Annotated in this window: 15 protein-coding genes; 6 read left to right on the top strand and 9 right to left on the bottom strand. The window is 61.4% G+C overall.

Annotation, left to right across the window (positions count from 1 at the left end):
• Window positions 1–93 precede the first annotated feature (93 nt).
• Complete coding sequence (locus HU727_RS18550) at window positions 94–723, bottom strand: glutathione S-transferase N-terminal domain-containing protein (protein ID WP_186533462.1); 630 nt, start codon at window positions 721–723, stop codon at window positions 94–96.
• A gap of 232 nt (window positions 724–955) precedes the next feature.
• Here HU727_RS18550 and HU727_RS18545 point away from each other — a divergent pair, with 232 nt between their 5' ends.
• From HU727_RS18545 to HU727_RS18530, 4 genes are all read left to right on the top strand, one after another.
• Window positions 956–1,477, top strand: a complete 522-nt coding sequence (locus HU727_RS18545) for a DUF3455 domain-containing protein (RefSeq protein WP_186533463.1) — start codon at window positions 956–958, stop codon at window positions 1,475–1,477.
• Between the two features lie 163 nt (window positions 1,478–1,640).
• On the top strand, window positions 1,641–2,168 hold the full coding sequence (locus HU727_RS18540) for a sigma-70 family RNA polymerase sigma factor (RefSeq protein WP_186533464.1): 528 nt from the start codon (window positions 1,641–1,643) through the stop codon (window positions 2,166–2,168).
• A complete protein-coding gene (locus HU727_RS18535; protein WP_186533465.1) occupies window positions 2,165–2,857 on the top strand; it encodes an anti-sigma factor in 693 nt (230 codons plus the stop codon). Before HU727_RS18540 ends, HU727_RS18535 begins: the two co-directional genes overlap by 4 nt.
• A 182-nt stretch (window positions 2,858–3,039) precedes the next feature.
• Entirely contained in the window at window positions 3,040–3,519 is a 480-nt protein-coding gene (locus tag HU727_RS18530) for a phage infection protein (protein WP_186533466.1), read from the top strand.
• Between the two features lie 69 nt (window positions 3,520–3,588).
• On the opposite strand, the gene HU727_RS18525 is transcribed toward HU727_RS18530, so the two are convergent.
• Window positions 3,589–4,680, bottom strand: a complete 1,092-nt coding sequence (locus HU727_RS18525) for a DUF1615 domain-containing protein (protein WP_186533467.1) — start codon at window positions 4,678–4,680, stop codon at window positions 3,589–3,591.
• 271 nt (window positions 4,681–4,951) lie between these two features.
• On the opposite strand from HU727_RS18525, the gene HU727_RS18520 reads away from it, so the two are divergent.
• A complete protein-coding gene (locus HU727_RS18520; RefSeq protein ID WP_186533468.1) occupies window positions 4,952–7,156 on the top strand; it encodes a TonB-dependent receptor in 2,205 nt (734 codons plus the stop codon).
• A gap of 121 nt (window positions 7,157–7,277) precedes the next feature.
• Here HU727_RS18520 and hemB read toward each other — a convergent pair whose 3' ends face one another.
• Entirely contained in the window at window positions 7,278–8,252 is a 975-nt protein-coding gene (hemB, locus tag HU727_RS18515; RefSeq protein ID WP_186533469.1) for a porphobilinogen synthase, read from the bottom strand.
• Between the two features lie 243 nt (window positions 8,253–8,495).
• Window positions 8,496–9,194 (bottom strand): glutathione S-transferase family protein, encoded by a 699-nt coding sequence (locus HU727_RS18510; protein WP_186533470.1) that lies wholly within the window; start codon window positions 9,192–9,194, stop codon window positions 8,496–8,498.
• A gap of 283 nt (window positions 9,195–9,477) precedes the next feature.
• Between HU727_RS18510 and HU727_RS18505 the strand changes: the two genes are divergently transcribed.
• A complete protein-coding gene (locus tag HU727_RS18505) occupies window positions 9,478–10,152 on the top strand; it encodes a histidine phosphatase family protein (RefSeq protein ID WP_186533471.1) in 675 nt (224 codons plus the stop codon).
• A gap of 109 nt (window positions 10,153–10,261) precedes the next feature.
• Here the strand turns inward: HU727_RS18505 and mnmH are convergent, their stop codons facing one another.
• The 5 genes from mnmH to HU727_RS18480 all read right to left on the bottom strand — a co-directional run bounded on the left by mnmH (window position 10,262) and on the right by HU727_RS18480 (window position 14,597).
• Window positions 10,262–11,365 carry a tRNA 2-selenouridine(34) synthase MnmH gene (mnmH, locus tag HU727_RS18500; RefSeq protein WP_186533472.1) on the bottom strand — a complete coding sequence of 368 codons (1,104 nt, stop codon included), beginning with the start codon at window positions 11,363–11,365 and terminating at the stop codon, window positions 10,262–10,264.
• Window positions 11,365–12,399 (bottom strand): selenide, water dikinase SelD, encoded by a 1,035-nt coding sequence (selD, locus tag HU727_RS18495; RefSeq protein WP_186533473.1) that lies wholly within the window; start codon window positions 12,397–12,399, stop codon window positions 11,365–11,367. The genes mnmH and selD overlap by 1 nt, the downstream gene beginning before the upstream one ends.
• 148 nt (window positions 12,400–12,547) lie before the next feature.
• A complete protein-coding gene (locus HU727_RS18490) occupies window positions 12,548–13,504 on the bottom strand; it encodes a quinone oxidoreductase family protein (protein ID WP_186533474.1) in 957 nt (318 codons plus the stop codon).
• Between the two features lie 31 nt (window positions 13,505–13,535).
• Window positions 13,536–13,709, bottom strand: a complete 174-nt coding sequence (locus HU727_RS18485) for a DUF1427 family protein (protein ID WP_186533475.1) — start codon at window positions 13,707–13,709, stop codon at window positions 13,536–13,538.
• A gap of 120 nt (window positions 13,710–13,829) precedes the next feature.
• Complete coding sequence (locus tag HU727_RS18480) at window positions 13,830–14,597, bottom strand: AraC family transcriptional regulator (RefSeq protein WP_186533476.1); 768 nt, start codon at window positions 14,595–14,597, stop codon at window positions 13,830–13,832.
• Between the last annotated feature and the right edge of the window lie 93 nt (window positions 14,598–14,690).

Raw genomic sequence — 14,690 nt, 5'->3', positions numbered from 1 at the left:
CGAGCCTGCTCGCGAAAGCGGTGTGTCAGCCAGAGATGTTTCAACTGACCCACCGCTTTCGCGAGCAGGCTCGCTCCCACACGGGATAGTTTGTCAGCCTTGAGACGGCCAATGCCGCTCAAACACCGGCGCCAAAACCGGGTGCCGGTCAATCCTTTGCAGCCACGCATAAAAACCCGGGCGCGTCTGGCGCAAGTGCTCGCGGCTGCCGGCCCAGCGGCTCACCACCGCCGCCAGTACGTCCAGTGCGCCAGGCGTTTCGTCATCCAGGTACAACTCGCCGGAAAACTGGTCGGCAAACACCTCCCAGCTGAAATGCAGTCGCTGGCGCGTGCCGGCGATCAGGTTCTGCCGTGCGCTCTCGTCAGGCGTGATCAGCCAGCGCTCGGGATAATCGATGATGCCGATCGCCGCGTAGCAATTACTGACGATGTACGCCAGGCCGCGAATCGCCTGATCGCGATCTGCCGCCTCGGTCGGCAGCAGACCGGACTTGGGGAACGTCAGACCCAGATGAATCAGGATCGCCGCACTTTCGGTCATCGCGCCGCCATCGGGCAGTTGCAAGGTCGGGATCTGTTTCAGCGGATTGAGCTTGGCCAGCGCCTCGGCAGCTTCCGCGCTGGCTTCGGTGTCGATGAAGCGGTAGGCGATTTGACACAACTCCAGCGCCGCTTCGACGGCGGCTGCGCCAGAATTCTTGTGCCCGTAGAGCTGGTACATGTCCGTTCCCCCCGATTAGGCCTTTGCAACAGGGTAGATGGCTCAGGGCCGGGTGTAAAAGCCTCAGACGTAAAGCCTTGCCGGAGCGAGCCTGCTCGCTCCCACAGGTTTGATCCGTGGTGACTGAGAATTTATTTTTCCGGCACTGCATCCAATTCACTCCGCCACGGGTAGTCCCAGTAACAGCCCACTCTGGTGCTGTCAGCGCTCTACCCTTTCGGAGAATCATCGGATGAACATCACCCAGCTGATTGGCCTCACCGGTTTGCTCGCCTTCACCTCGACCTCGTTTGCCCAAAGCAGTTATCCCGACGCGATCAAGGTGCCGGACGGGCACAAAATCGCGCTGGAAACCACAGGCGTCGGTGAGATCACCTACGAATGCCGCGACAAGCCCAACGCCGCCGGGCAGACCGAGTGGACTTTTGTCGGCCCCAAAGCGGTGCTCAATGATCGCAGCGGCAAGCAAGTGGGCACCTATTTCGGCCCGCCCGCCACCTGGCAGGCCAAGGACGGTTCGAAAGTCACCGGCACGCAATTGGCCGTGGCACCGTCGAGCGCGGGTAATCTGCCCTATCAACTGGTCAAAGCCAATCCTGCCGAGGGCAAAGGCGCGATGACGGGTGTCAGCTACATTCAGCGCGTCGCGCTCAAGGGCGGCGTGGCCCCGGCCAGCGAATGCACGGCGGCGAACAAGGGCAAGCAGGAAATGGTGAAATACCAGGCGGATTATATTTTCTGGGCGGCAAGTTGAGTCTCGATCGCAGCTCAAATCCCCTGTAGGAGCGAGCCTGCTCGCGAATTCGCCAAGTCAGACAGGAATGCGTTGACTGACCATGCGCCTTCGCGAGCAGGCTCGCTCCCACAGGGAAACTATGCGTCTGGATGTTTGTGGAATGTGAGCTAGATTGCACGGCATGCCTTTATCCGATCCCACGTTCGATTACGAAGCCCGCCTCGCCGCCTGTGCCCGGGGCGAGCAGGCAGCACTGCGCGATTTGTATGTGCAGGAAGGCCCGCGCCTGCTCGGCGTGGCCAAGCGCCTGGTGCATGACACGGCGCTCGCGGAGGACATTGTCCATGAAGCCTTTATCAAGATCTGGAAGGGCGCCGCCGGGTTCGACCCGGCGCGCGGCTCGGCCCGGGGCTGGATGTTCACCGTGACCCGGCATTTAGCCCTGAATGTGCTGCGCAATCAGAGTCGGGAGTTGCCGTTCAACGAGGAACATGAAGCTGCGGCGCCTGATGAGGCCTTCGATGCCCATTCCGCGCGCATCCATCGCTGTCTGGAACAGCTGGAACCACAGCGGCGCACCTGCATCCTCCACGCGTATGTCGACGGTTACAGCCATGCGCAGATTTCCGCCCGCCTCGACACGCCGCTGGGCACGGTCAAAGCGTGGATCAAGCGCAGCCTCAACGCCTTGCGGGAGTGCATGGGATGACCAGTGAATCAGCGCAGGAACAGGATGACCTGGCCGGCGAATATGTGCTCGGCACGCTGCCCTTCGAGCAGCGCATCGAGGTGCAGCGCCGCTTGCCGCATGACCCTGAGCTGCGTGCTGCAGTGGATGCCTGGGAACGGCGTCTGCTGGAATTGACAGACCTGGCCGCGTCACAGCAACCGTCGGCGCAGCTATGGCCACGCATCGAGCGCAGCCTCGAACGACTGGCGGTCAAAGAGCCGCTGACTTCATGGTGGAACCGGCTGCCGCTCTGGCGCGGTTTGAGTGCTGCCGGCCTGGCCGCGACGTTGATACTGGGCACAATCCTGATGACCCAGACCACGCCGAAACCGAGTTATCTGGTGGTGCTGGTCGCACCGCAGGACAAGGCGCCGGGCTGGGTGATACAGGCGAGCAATTCGCATGAGATCCAGTTGATTCCGCTGGGTGTGGTCGAGGTGCCGGCCGACAAGGCGCTGGAATTCTGGACCAAGGCCGACGGCTGGCAAGGGCCGGTTTCGCTGGGGCTGGTCAAGCCGGGCCAGGCCTTGTCGGTGCCGCTGGACAAGCTGCCGCCGCTGCAACCCAATCAGCTGTTCGAACTGACGCTGGAAGGCGCCAATGGCTCGCCGATCGGCAAACCGACCGGGCCGATCCAGGCCATCGGCCGTGCGGTGAAGGTGCTCTGACGTTTTCCTTTGAAAAGATCAAAAGATCGCCCGAAGGCTCGCGCCGCGTTCGGGCGATCTTTTGCCATTGGCCAACCATCATCGGCGTCGATGTTCACCATCACGGCAATGAAGTTCTCATAAAAAAATCCGGGCGTAAGATCGGTTCCATACCAACCAACAACACCCCGGAGCACACCATCATGAAACGCCAGACTCTTCTCGGTATCGCCTTCTCGGTTTTCGCAGTAAACGCTTTTGCCGCTACCCCGGCGCACACTCTGATCGCCGAAGGCGGCTCGGACAAACTGATCGAAAGCCGTCTGGCTGAAGGTGGCTCGGATCGTCTGATCGAACGTCGCGTCGCCGAAGGTGGTTCGGATCGTCTGATCGAACGTCGCGTTGCTGAAGGTGGCTCGGATCGTCTGATCGAACGCCGCGTGGCCGAAGGTGGCTCGGATCGTCTGATCGAACGCCGCGTTGCCGAAGGTGGCTCGGATCGTCTGATCGAACGCCGCGTTGCCGAAGGTGGCTCGGATCGTCTGATCGAACGCCGCGTTGCCGAAGGTGGTTCGGATCGTCTGATCGAACGTCGCGTTGCCGAAGGTGGTTCGGATCGTCTGATCGAACGTCGCGTTGCCGAAGGTGGTTCGGATCGTCTGATCGAACGTCGCGTTGCCTGATGCATGACTGCAAGTGCAACAACTCAGAGAAACCCGGCTCCCTCAGCCGGGTTTTTTATGTCCTTTTAATTATCCAGCCTTGGCCATGCAGCGCTTGTAGCGCTCGTCCACACGTTTGGCGAACCAGGCTGTCGTCAGTTTTCGGGTGATTTTCGGGCTTTGCAACACGATCCCCGGCAACACCGCGCGCGGCAGTGACTTGCCTTCGGCTTTCTCAGCCAATTCGAATACCCGTTGATAGAGTTCGGTCTCTTCGAACGCCAGAGTTTTGCCCTTCTCCAGTTGGTCGCGAATAGTCGGGTTGCGCATGCCCAGCGATTTGCCGAGGGTGCGCACCGCCAGTTCAGTGCTGCCGGGCATGATCGAATCGTAGCGAATCAGATCGCCGTCCAGCGTCAGCGGTATGCCGGAAGCACGGCTGACCGCGTTCTGGAATGCGGCATTGCGACTGGCGTACCAACCGGCATTGAAATCGGCGAAGCGATACAGCGGCTCGCGATAATTCACCGGGTAGCCCAGCAAATGGGCGATGCCGAAGTACATGCCGCCGCGACGGCTGAAGACTTCGCGGCGAATCGTGCCGTCCACCGGGTAAGGGTAATCGCTGGCGTGGTCTTCGGCGAACTCGATGCTGACCTGCATCGGCCCGCCGGTGTGCACCGGGTTGAAGCCGCCGAACAGCGTGCGGCCCATCGGCACCATGCCGATGAAATCGTCGAAAATCGCGCTCAGCTCTTTTTCACTGCGCGCCGAATTCAAGCGTTCGCTGTAGGTCTTGCCGTTGGGCGAGCGCACCTGCAACGCGCCGCTGACCAACAAGTTGGGGATGTGCACCTTGGCGGCACGACGGTTGATTTCGTCGCGCGCGATTTTGCCCAGACCGGGTACCGTCGGGTCAGCCTGAAAGGTCGACTCCTGCTCTGCAACAGCCAACACCGAGCACAAGTTTTGCGTGGTCGTGTTGATGCCCTGCGCGGCGAACGCGGCATAGATATCCGTGGCCCAGCCTTGCCGATCAGGCGTTTTTGCTGGCAGCAGGCGAACGATTTCAGCCTTCACTTCAGCCGGCGGGCGCGGTGCCGGCTCGTTGCTGCGCTGGCTGGCGCAGCCGGCAAGTACCAGCATTGCGCCCAGGGCGATGAGTAATCTTGAGGTGTGCATGCACTTTTTTCCAATCCGTGAACCCGAGGCCACCTTACACAATCCCTGTCGGAGCTGCCGCAGGCTGCGATCTTTTGATCTTGTTTTTAAAGAAAAAATCAAACGTTCACAGCCTTCGGTAGCGCCTGCAACGGCGTGGATCCGGAAATGACAAACCGATTGCAAAGCGTTACTGCGAAAACCTATCATTCGCGCCTGGAGTCGCATTGGCGCAAGGAGTTGCGCGCCGTTCTTTATTTTTTCATTGGCCGCTCGCCTCCAGGTAACCGACATGCCCGCTTCAGCTCGACTCGGCGCCCCTTTTCGCCCGACTTTGCTTGCCCTGCTGTGCTCCCTGACCGTCACCGCTCACGCTGCTGAAGAAAACGGCAAAGAGTTGGTACTCGACGACGTCAACATCAACGCCCAGGCGCCGGCACCGAACGCCCTGCCCCCGGTTTATGCCGGCGGTCAGGTTGCACGCGGCGGCCAATTGGGCGTACTGGGCAATCAGGACATGATGGACGTACCGTTCAGCGCCGCGTCCTACACCGAGCAGCTGATTCAGGATCAGCAGGCCGAAAATGTCGCCGATGTGCTGCTCAACGACGCTTCGGTGCGTCAGGCGTCAGGCTTCTCCAACCAGGCGCAGGTCTTCATGATTCGCGGTCTGCCGTTGAACGGCGATGACATTTCCTATAACGGCCTGTACGGCGTGCTGCCACGGCAGATCATTTCCACCGATGCGCTTGAGCGCGTGGAAGTGTTCAAGGGCCCGAACGCCTTTATCAACGGCGTGACGCCAACCGGTTCCGGCATCGGCGGCGGCGTCAACCTGCAGCCCAAGCGCGCCGGCGATGTGCCGCTGCGCCGCTTCACCACAGACATCAACAGTGAGGGCCGCGTCGGTCAGCACTTCGACATCGGCCAGCGTTTCGGTGAAGACAACCGCTTCGGCGCGCGGATCAACCTGTCGCAACGTGAAGGCGACACCGGCATCGATCACGAGAACCAGCGCTCGAAACTGTTCGCGATCGGCCTGGACTACCGTGGCGACGCGCTGCGAATTTCCGGTGACTTCGCCTACCAGAAAGAACGCGTCAACGGCGGCCGCAGCTCGGTCAACCTCGGCACCGCCACGCATATTCCGGACGCGCCATCGGCCGACACCAACTACGCGCCGAAGTGGGGTTACACCGACATCGAAGACACCTTCGGCATGCTGCGCGCCGAGTACGATCTGAGCGACAACTGGACGGCCTACGCGGCTGGCGGTGCCAAGCACACCCGTGAAGTCGGGCGCTATAACTCGACCACGCTGGTCGGCAACAGCGGTGCGTCGTTTACCACCGGCTCGTTCGTTCCCCATGACGAAGACAACACCAGCGTCATGGCCGGCCTCAATGGCAAGTTCATTACCGGTCCGGTGAGCCACAAGCTGAATGTCGGCCTCACCGGGATTTGGGCCGAACAGCGCAGTGCCTACGATTTCGACCTGACTCGTTACGCCAACAACATCAATCACCCGGTCACTACGCCGGCGCCGGTCGGCAACTTCGCTGGTGGCGACCTCAACGATCCGGGCATCGTCGGCAAAACCTTCAACCGCAGCCTGGCGATTTCCGACACCCTCGGTTTCTTCGACGATCGCCTGCTGGTGACCGCCGGCCTGCGCCGTCAGCAATTGGTCGTACAAGGCTACAACTACGCCAGCTGGGGCAGCGGCGATCGGAAGTCGAGCTACGACGAATCGATCACCACGCCGGTGTATGGCATCGTGTTCAAGCCCTGGGAGCATGTGTCGTTCTATGCCAACCACATCGAAGGCCTGGCGCAAGGTCCGACTTCACCGACCAGCTCCGGCGGTTTTCGCGTGACCAACGGCAACGAAGTCTACTCGCCGGCCCGCTCCAAACAGACCGAACTCGGCGTGAAAGTCGACATGGGCACCTACGGCGCGAGCCTCGGTGTTTATCGCATCGAGCAACCCAGCGACGGCTACTGCGAAATCAACAGCGCCACCACCTGCACCTACGTGCGTGAGGGCGAGCAGATCAATAAAGGCGTGGAAATGAACGTGTTTGGCGAGCCGATCGACGGCCTGCGCCTGATCAGCGGCCTGACCCTGATGGACACCGAACTGAAAAACACCCTCAACGGCGCCAACGACGGCAATCGCGCCATTGGCGTGCCGACCTTCCAGTTCAACGCTGGCGTGGACTGGGACGTGCCCGGCCTGCAAGGCGTAGCGCTGAATGCGCGGATGCTGCGCACGGGCGGGCAGTATGCCGACGCGGCGAACAACCTCAGCCTGCCGACCTGGAACCGTTTCGACGCGGGTGCGCGTTATGCATTCAAGGTGTCGCAGAAAGACGTAACGGTGCGCCTGGGCGTTGAAAACGTGGCGAACAAGAAGTACTGGGAATCGGCTCAGGGCGGGTACCTGACGCAAGGTGAACCGCGCGTGGCGAAGTTGTCCGGAACGATCGATTTCTAAGCATCATCGCGCTGTAAAAAAGGCCCCGCAGCTTCATGGTTGCGGGGCCTTTTGGTTTTTTTGCGGTGCTTGACCCGGCCTCTTCGCGAGCAAGCTCGCTCCCACAGGGGACAAGCGTTGCTTAGATCCCGGCGAGCGCCAGGTCCATCGCAAAGTAAGTGAAGATCAGGTCCGCACCCGCACGCTTGATCGCGCCGAGGCTTTCACGCACCACCCGATCTTCATCGATCGCGCCGGCCTGGGCGCCGAACTTGATCATCGCGTACTCGCCGCTGACCTGATACGCCGCCAGCGGCAGGTTCGAGGCCTGACGAATGTCGCGAATGATGTCGAGGTACGCACCGGCCGGTTTGACCATCAGCGCATCGGCGCCTTCCTGCTCATCCAGCAAGGATTCACGCAGGGCTTCGCGGCGGTTCATCGGGTTCATCTGATAGCTTTTGCGGTCGCCCTTGAGCGCGCTGCCACCGGCCTCGCGGAACGGGCCATACAGCGCCGAGGCAAACTTCGTCGAGTAGGCCATGATCGGAATCTGGGTGAACCCGGCCGCATCCAGCGCCTGGCGAATCGCCCGAACCTGGCCGTCCATCGCCGCCGACGGTGCAATCACATCAGCGCCGGCCCGAGCCGCGGCCACGGCTTGCTTGCCGAGGTTGATCAGGGTCTGGTCGTTGTCGACTTCGTGGTTGTGCATCACGCCGCAGTGGCCGTGATCGGTGTATTCGCAGAAGCAGGTGTCGGACATCACGATCATTTCCGGCACAGCGTCCTTGGCGATGCGCGACATGCGCGAGACCAGGCCGTCTTCACGCCAGGTATCGCTGCCGTTGGCGTCCAGGTGATGGGACACGCCAAAGGTCATCACCGATTTGATGCCGGCGCGGGCATAGCGCTCGATTTCACTGGCCAGTTTGCGCTCGGGAATACGCTGCACGCCGGGCATGCTGGTGATGGGCACGAAGTCGTCGATTTCTTCCTCGACGAAAATCGGCAGCACCAGATCGCTCAGGCTGAATTCGGTTTCCTGGAACAGACTGCGCAGGCTCGCATTGCGGCGCAGACGGCGGGGACGTGCTTCGGGGAACTGACTGGACATGGGCTTTCCTGAAAACGGCGGAGGATACTAAAGTCGTAGGGGGCGAAGCTTATGCCTTGCGGCGGGCGGGGTACAAACCTGGATCAATCAAGAGAGCGTTACCGCAGGTGCAATAATCCTGCTGACGACTGAGCTTCCCTGTGGGAGCGAGCCTGCTCGCGAAGGCGCAGTGACAGAAACATATACGTTGTCTGACACGACACCTTCGCGAGCAGGCTCGCTCCCACAAGGGTATGTGGGGAGTCAGGAAGGGATGGTCAGGCCTTTGATCACCGCCGGACGAGCCAAAAAGCGCTCCAGCACCCGTGTGACATTGGGGAAATTCTGAATGCCGACCAGATCACCGGCCTCATAGAAGCCGATCAAATTACGCACCCACGGGAACGTGGCGATATCGGCGATGGTATAGCGCTCGCCCATGATCCAGTCACGGCCTTCGAGGCGGGTGTTGAGGACATTGAGCAGACGTTTACTCTCCTCGACATAGCGATCACGCGGCCGCTTGTCTTCGTAATCCTTGCCGGCGAATTTATTGAAGAAACCGAGCTGGCCGAACATGGGGCCGATGCCGCCCATCTGGAACATTAGCCACTGGATGGTCTCGTAACGCAGCGCGCCTTCCTGGGCAAGCAATTGGCCGCTCTTGTCCGCCAGATAAATCAGGATCGCGCCGGACTCAAACAGCGGCAGCGCTTTGTCTTCAGGCCCATGGGGGTCGAGAATCGCCGGGATCTTGTTGTTCGGGTTCAGCGAGAGGAATTGCGGCGAGGTCTGGTCCTGGGTGTCGAAACCAACGCGATGCGGCTCGTACGGCAAGCCGATTTCTTCGAGCATGATCGACACTTTGACGCCGTTCGGGGTCGGCAAGGAGTAGAGCTGAATCCAGTCCGGGTACTGCGCCGGCCACTTCTGGGTTATCGGGAATGCAGACAGATCGGTCATTGGAAGCATCCAGTCACAAATTGAATGCCGATCATAATGTAGGCCCGCAGCCGCGCCTACACGAACCGTAACATCCTGTCGCTAACCTGCACTCAAGCCCGCAAAGGTTGCCGTTACAGTGCTGCGCACTGGCCCGGATCGAACCAAACGGGCCTCAAGGACTCTGAGCTATGCCTTTCTCGCAGAGGAAGCTGTTGAAGACAGGGAAACACCCGGTGCTGGGAGCCCGAGGTGCCAAGGTTTGTCAGCCTTAACCGATCCAAGCTGAAGAATTCTTTACTAAATGACGAATCTGATGAGTTTCGCCAAACGCTTCAAACATCGCGCGTACGTTGCCCTGCCCTCCCTGTTGGCGGTGAGCGCGCTGTTTCTGTCGCTGGAATCCAGTGAAAGCCGCGCACAACCGGCGGACGGCACGCAGACGCTGGTGTTTCTGCGCCACGCTGAAAAGCCAGAAGGCGGCCTCGGCCAGCTCAACTGCCAGGGCCTGAACCGCGCCATCGACCTGTCGACGCTGCTGCCGGAAAAATTCGGCAAGGCCGATTACGTGTTCGCTGCCAACCCGACGCGCAACGTCGAGGAAGGCGAGCTGGACAATTCCTACAGCTACATTCGCCCGCTGATGACCATCAGCCCGGCCGCGATCAAGCTCGGTCTGCCGGTGAACATCGAGTTCTCCGCCAATGACACCAGCGATCTGGCCCGCGAGCTGCTGGACGAGAAGTACCACGACTCGACGATCTACACCGCCTGGTCCCACGGCTACCTGCCGGAGCTGATCAACAAAGTGGCCGGCAATGCGGTCGGCGAGCGCCAGAAAATTACTGATGACTGGGCCGGCGACGACTTCGATTCGTTATACGTGCTGACCCTGAAGTGGCACAACGGCAAGGCCAGTTTGCAGAGCCAGAGCTACAAGCAGGGACTGGACAACGGCAAGCAAACCTGCCCGACCTGAGTGTTGTGTTGCTTGATCGGACCCCTTCGCGAGCAGGCTCGCTCCCACAGGGAAACGCATTTCATCTGTGGGAGCGAGCCTGCTCGCGAAGAGGCCATTCGCTTCCATCTCAAATCTTCTGACTCACCCGTTCGCGCAGATACTCGCTCACCGCCCCGCGCTCCCCGGCAAACTCGATCCGGCCGCCCTTCTTCTCGCGCTGAAACACGTACATCGGATCGTAATACTCACGCAGCAATGCCTCGATCCAGCCGCGATGCAGATCCACCGCGCCACTGCGCCCCTGCTCAGCCAGCGCCTGCTCCATCAGCACCAGCATCCGCTGATGGCGCTCGCCGCCCAGGCGTTTCTGCACGTTGTTCAGACTTTCCAGCAGTCGCTCGGAGAACAAGGCAAAACCGTTCTCCCCGTGCAACGCCGCAAATTCCGCGGACAGATCCACCACGTAATCGCGCAGGATCCGCTCCACGCGGTCTTCGAAACGGTCTTCCAGCCAGACCATCGGATACTGCTGCATGCCCTGATACAGCGGCAACGGCAATGCGCAACTGCCGACCACCCGACTCTCATCCTCCAGCACAAACTGCTCGATGCCGGCGTCACGCTTCTTGAGAATGTCGATGGCCAGATTGTTTTCGAAATCGATATTCGACGGCTGCCCGGTCGCGCGTTTTCCGAAACTGGAACCGCGATGGTTGGCGTGCCCTTCCAGGTCCAGGCCGTTGCGCAACTGCACCAGCACTTCGGTCTTGCCGGTGCCGGTCATGCCGCCCAGCAGGACGAAATCACATTGCGCGATGGCTTGCTCAAGTGTGTCGATCAGAAAGCTGCGCATCGCCTTGTAGCCACCGCCGACGCGCGGGTAATCGATACCCGCCTCGTCACGCAGCCACTGCTGGGTGATCTGCGAGCGCAAGCCACCCCGGAAACAATACAAATAACCCTCAGGATGAGCCTTGGCGAACTCGGCCCAGGCCTGGATGCGCTCGGCCTTCACATCACCGGAAACCATTTGATGGCCAAGCTCGATCGCCGCTTGCTGGCCGTGCTGTTTGTAGCAAGTGCCGATCTTCTGCCGTTCCAGATCATTCATAAGCGGCAGATTGACCACGCCGGGAAACGCGCCTTTGTGAAACTCGATCGGGGCGCGGGCGTCCATCATCGGCCGGTCGTTGAGGAAAATATCGCGGTAGTCGGTGCAGTCGCGGAGCATCAGATCACCTCGACCGCGTTCGTCTGTCGCTCAACCAGCTCACCGATTGGCGTCAGGTTCAGCCCCAGTTCGGCGGCGACGCGAAGGAATTCGTCATTGCCTTCCGGGGTCACCGCAATCAGCAAACCACCGCTGGTTTGCGGGTCGCACAGCACGCGTTTATGCAGCTCCTGCACGCGGCCGATCTTGCTTGAATAACTGTCGAAATTGCGCAGCGTGCCGCCCGGCACACAGCCCTGATCGAGGTAATACTCAACGCTGTCCAGACGCGGCACGCGATCGTAGGCGATGCGCGCGGTCAACTGGCTGCCATCGGCCATTTCCACCAGGTGCCCGAGCAGGCCGAAACCGGTGACATCGGTCATCGCGGTAACGCCGGCGAGTTTGCCGAAACGGCTGCCGGGCTTGTTCAGCGTGCACATCCAGTCACGGGCCACACCGACGTCGGCGGCGCGTAGCTTGCCCTTTTTCTCGGCGGTGGTGAGGATGCCGATGCCCAGGGGTTTGGTCAGGTACAACAGACAACCGGCGGTCGCCGTGTCGTTGCGCTTCATGTGGCGCTTTTCCACCAGACCGGTCACCGCCAGACCGAAGATCGGCTCCGGCGCATCAATCGAGTGCCCACCGGCCAACGTAATGCCCGCCGCGTCGCACACCGCGCGACCGCCACGAATCACCTCACGCGCGACCTCCGGCGCCAGCACATTCACCGGCCAACCGAGGATCGCAATCGCCATCAACGGATCGCCGCCCATCGCGTAAATATCGCTGATCGCGTTAGTCGCGGCGATGCGGCCGAAGTCGAACGGATCATCGACAATCGGCATGAAAAAATCAGTGGTCGACACCACGCCGCGCTCGGCGTCAATCTCATACACCGCCGCGTCGTCGCGCGAGGCATTACCGACCCACAACTTGGGATCGAGGTTCTGCGCGCCGCTGCCGGCAAGAATCACTTCCAGCACCTGCGGGGAAATCTTGCAGCCACAACCGGCGCCATGGCTGTACTGGGTCAGACGAATCGGCTCGCTCATGGGGGAGTCTCTGGCAATTAATGGGGCGGATTCTATCAGAGCCGCCGACGCCCGAGGCTTCATCCCGGACGGACGCCGGCTGACGACCCGCCTTCGCGAGCAGGCTCGCTCCCACAGGTATGCGGGGTGTCTGAAAGATTGGTGTCGATCAGGGAATCAAAATGATCTTGTCGCCACCACCCCGATTGACCTCTTCATAGCGCGCCAGCCCTTCGGCCAATGGCACTTGCACCAGACCCTGCGGCAGCGGCAGCCGGCCCTCATCGAAGAACCGGCCAAACTGCTCGAGCATCGCCGCGCACGCTTCAACGCCATACAACAACGAGTTGATCCCGACCACCGAACCGCCCTTGCGATACAGCGCCAGCGCCGGCAATTGCACATGGCCGTCGACCGGCGCTGCGATGATTGCGATGCGCCCGAAGGTGGCCAGCGCCGCGACCGAAGCCGGCAGCCAGAAACCGGTGGTGTCGAAGATCACATCGGCGCCGCCGCGATAGATCGCGTTGACCTGTGCGCCAAGCTCTTCAGGCTTTTCCAGTTGAATCGCCTGATAGCCCTGCGCCTGCAGATCCGCCACCTGCTCGGGCCGCCGCGCCGCCGCCAACAACTGCGCACCGCGTACCTTGGCCAGCGCCAAAGCCGCCGTCGCGACCGCCCCGCCGCCGATCACCAGCAAGCGCGTGTCGGCGTTGACCAGGCTGCGTTCCAGCGCATCCCACGCCGTGGTGTACGGCACGCCGAGGCTGGCCGCCTGGGCGAAACTCAAATGAGTCGGTTTGTGCGCCACACCGCTGGCCGGCACCTTGACGAACTGCGCATGGGCGCCGTCAGCGAAGAAGCCCAGTTCGCGACCGGTGCCCCAAACCTCCTGGCCGATCAACGCTTGCGGGCCATCAACCACCACCCCGGCGAAATCCCGCCCCGGAACGCGCGGCAGCGTGGTGTAGGGAAAACGACCGAGGACGTTTTTCACATCGCTGGGATTGAGGCCAGCGGCCTTGATCTGCACGAGCACATCATCGGCGCCGGGCATTGGGGTCGGGACGTCGACGAAACGCAAGGAAGACAGGTCGCCGGTTTGATCGAATTGCAGCGCTTTCATGGACACCTCCACCAAGACAAAAAAGGGAAACTCAGGACAGCCAGCCAGCAACCAGCTGCCGGCCCACCGGCCACAACTGTTCACCGGCCAACATGCCGAGCAGACCGACCAGCGCGATGGCTGGCGGTGCCGGAGAACGGAAATCGAGCGCGCCGTAGAGAAGGCCGACGCCCAGGCCGATGGCCAAAGAAATGAGGTAATTCATGGGAACTCTGCCGTCTGAAATTGATGGGCAGAGTCTAGGGAAACGGGAACGGGGGCATCGGCCAAGGACTTCTGAATTTCGGACAAACCCACTCGGCCGGCGCTGCCCTGTGGGATGTGCTCAAGTTGCCGAAAACTGCGAGGGTGCCACCCCCAGCTCCCGGCGAAACATGTCGCTGAAGCTACTGGGTGAATAACCCAGCTCGCGGGCGATGACGCTCACCGCCACGCCCTGAATCAGCGCCGCCACCGCCGTCGCCAGTTGCACCTGCCGCCGCCATTCGGCGAAGCCCATGCCGAGACTGTCCTTGAACAACCGCGCCAGCGTTCGCACGCTGGCCCCGGCGTTCTCGGCGTGTTGCTCGAACGGGATATCCAGGGATGGTGACGCCATCACCGCCTGACACAGATTCATCAAGCGCCGGTCGGACTCATCCGGCATGGGGATCTTCAACTGCGAACGCCTGGCGCGCCGCAGCTCCAACAGCGCCAGTCCGACCAGCGCGTCGTAATACGCAGGCTCGCCGTCATCGCCCTGCTCCACCAGCCCGACGATCAATTCACGCAGCAAACCGCCGACCTCAATCACCTGCACCGTCGCATCCAGCGTCGCCGCCAGCGCCGGGCGCAAGTAGATGTTGCGCATCTGCAAGTCAGACACCACACGAATCCCGTGCGGCACTCCGGGCGGCAACCACACCGCCCGCTGCGGCGGTACCACCAGCGCCTCGTGCGGCGTCTCGACCCACATCACCCCGCTCATCGCATACAACAACTGCCCCCAGACATGCTCGTGCGGCTCGATAAACAGCCCACGCGGATACGTGCGCGCCAGCGGTTGCACGGGCACATCGGTGTCACTCAGATCAGGGGGCGCGGCGAGGGCCATGGCGAACATTCACGGGGGTTGGCGAAGCCGCCATGGTAACCAGCGCGCCCCGGCGTCGCCAATGATAGATACCGTCGGACAATCCGAATGAAT

This window comes from Pseudomonas khorasanensis, assembly GCF_014268505.2.
Taxonomy (GTDB): Bacteria; Pseudomonadota; Gammaproteobacteria; order Pseudomonadales; family Pseudomonadaceae; genus Aquipseudomonas; species Aquipseudomonas khorasanensis.
Note: the sequence above shows the minus strand (reverse complement) of the source record. Positions and strands in the feature narration are given on the sequence as shown.

Bases quoted from the DNA above. Each gene is read 5' to 3' on its own strand.
- HU727_RS18550 (WP_186533462.1), bottom strand. From the start codon at position 723: ATGTACCAGCTCTACGGGCACAAGAATTCTGGCGCAGCCGCCGTCGAA.
- HU727_RS18545 (WP_186533463.1), top strand. From the start codon at position 956: ATGAACATCACCCAGCTGATTGGCCTCACCGGTTTGCTCGCCTTCACC.
- HU727_RS18540 (WP_186533464.1), top strand. From the start codon at position 1,641: ATGCCTTTATCCGATCCCACGTTCGATTACGAAGCCCGCCTCGCCGCC.
- HU727_RS18535 (WP_186533465.1), top strand. From the start codon at position 2,165: ATGACCAGTGAATCAGCGCAGGAACAGGATGACCTGGCCGGCGAATAT.
- HU727_RS18530 (WP_186533466.1), top strand. From the start codon at position 3,040: ATGAAACGCCAGACTCTTCTCGGTATCGCCTTCTCGGTTTTCGCAGTA.
- HU727_RS18525 (WP_186533467.1), bottom strand. From the start codon at position 4,680: ATGCACACCTCAAGATTACTCATCGCCCTGGGCGCAATGCTGGTACTT.
- HU727_RS18520 (WP_186533468.1), top strand. From the start codon at position 4,952: ATGCCCGCTTCAGCTCGACTCGGCGCCCCTTTTCGCCCGACTTTGCTT.
- hemB (WP_186533469.1), bottom strand. From the start codon at position 8,252: ATGTCCAGTCAGTTCCCCGAAGCACGTCCCCGCCGTCTGCGCCGCAAT.
- HU727_RS18510 (WP_186533470.1), bottom strand. From the start codon at position 9,194: ATGACCGATCTGTCTGCATTCCCGATAACCCAGAAGTGGCCGGCGCAG.
- HU727_RS18505 (WP_186533471.1), top strand. From the start codon at position 9,478: ATGACGAATCTGATGAGTTTCGCCAAACGCTTCAAACATCGCGCGTAC.
- mnmH (WP_186533472.1), bottom strand. From the start codon at position 11,365: ATGCTCCGCGACTGCACCGACTACCGCGATATTTTCCTCAACGACCGG.
- selD (WP_186533473.1), bottom strand. From the start codon at position 12,399: ATGAGCGAGCCGATTCGTCTGACCCAGTACAGCCATGGCGCCGGTTGT.
- HU727_RS18490 (WP_186533474.1), bottom strand. From the start codon at position 13,504: ATGAAAGCGCTGCAATTCGATCAAACCGGCGACCTGTCTTCCTTGCGT.
- HU727_RS18485 (WP_186533475.1), bottom strand. From the start codon at position 13,709: ATGAATTACCTCATTTCTTTGGCCATCGGCCTGGGCGTCGGCCTTCTC.
- HU727_RS18480 (WP_186533476.1), bottom strand. From the start codon at position 14,597: ATGGCCCTCGCCGCGCCCCCTGATCTGAGTGACACCGATGTGCCCGTG.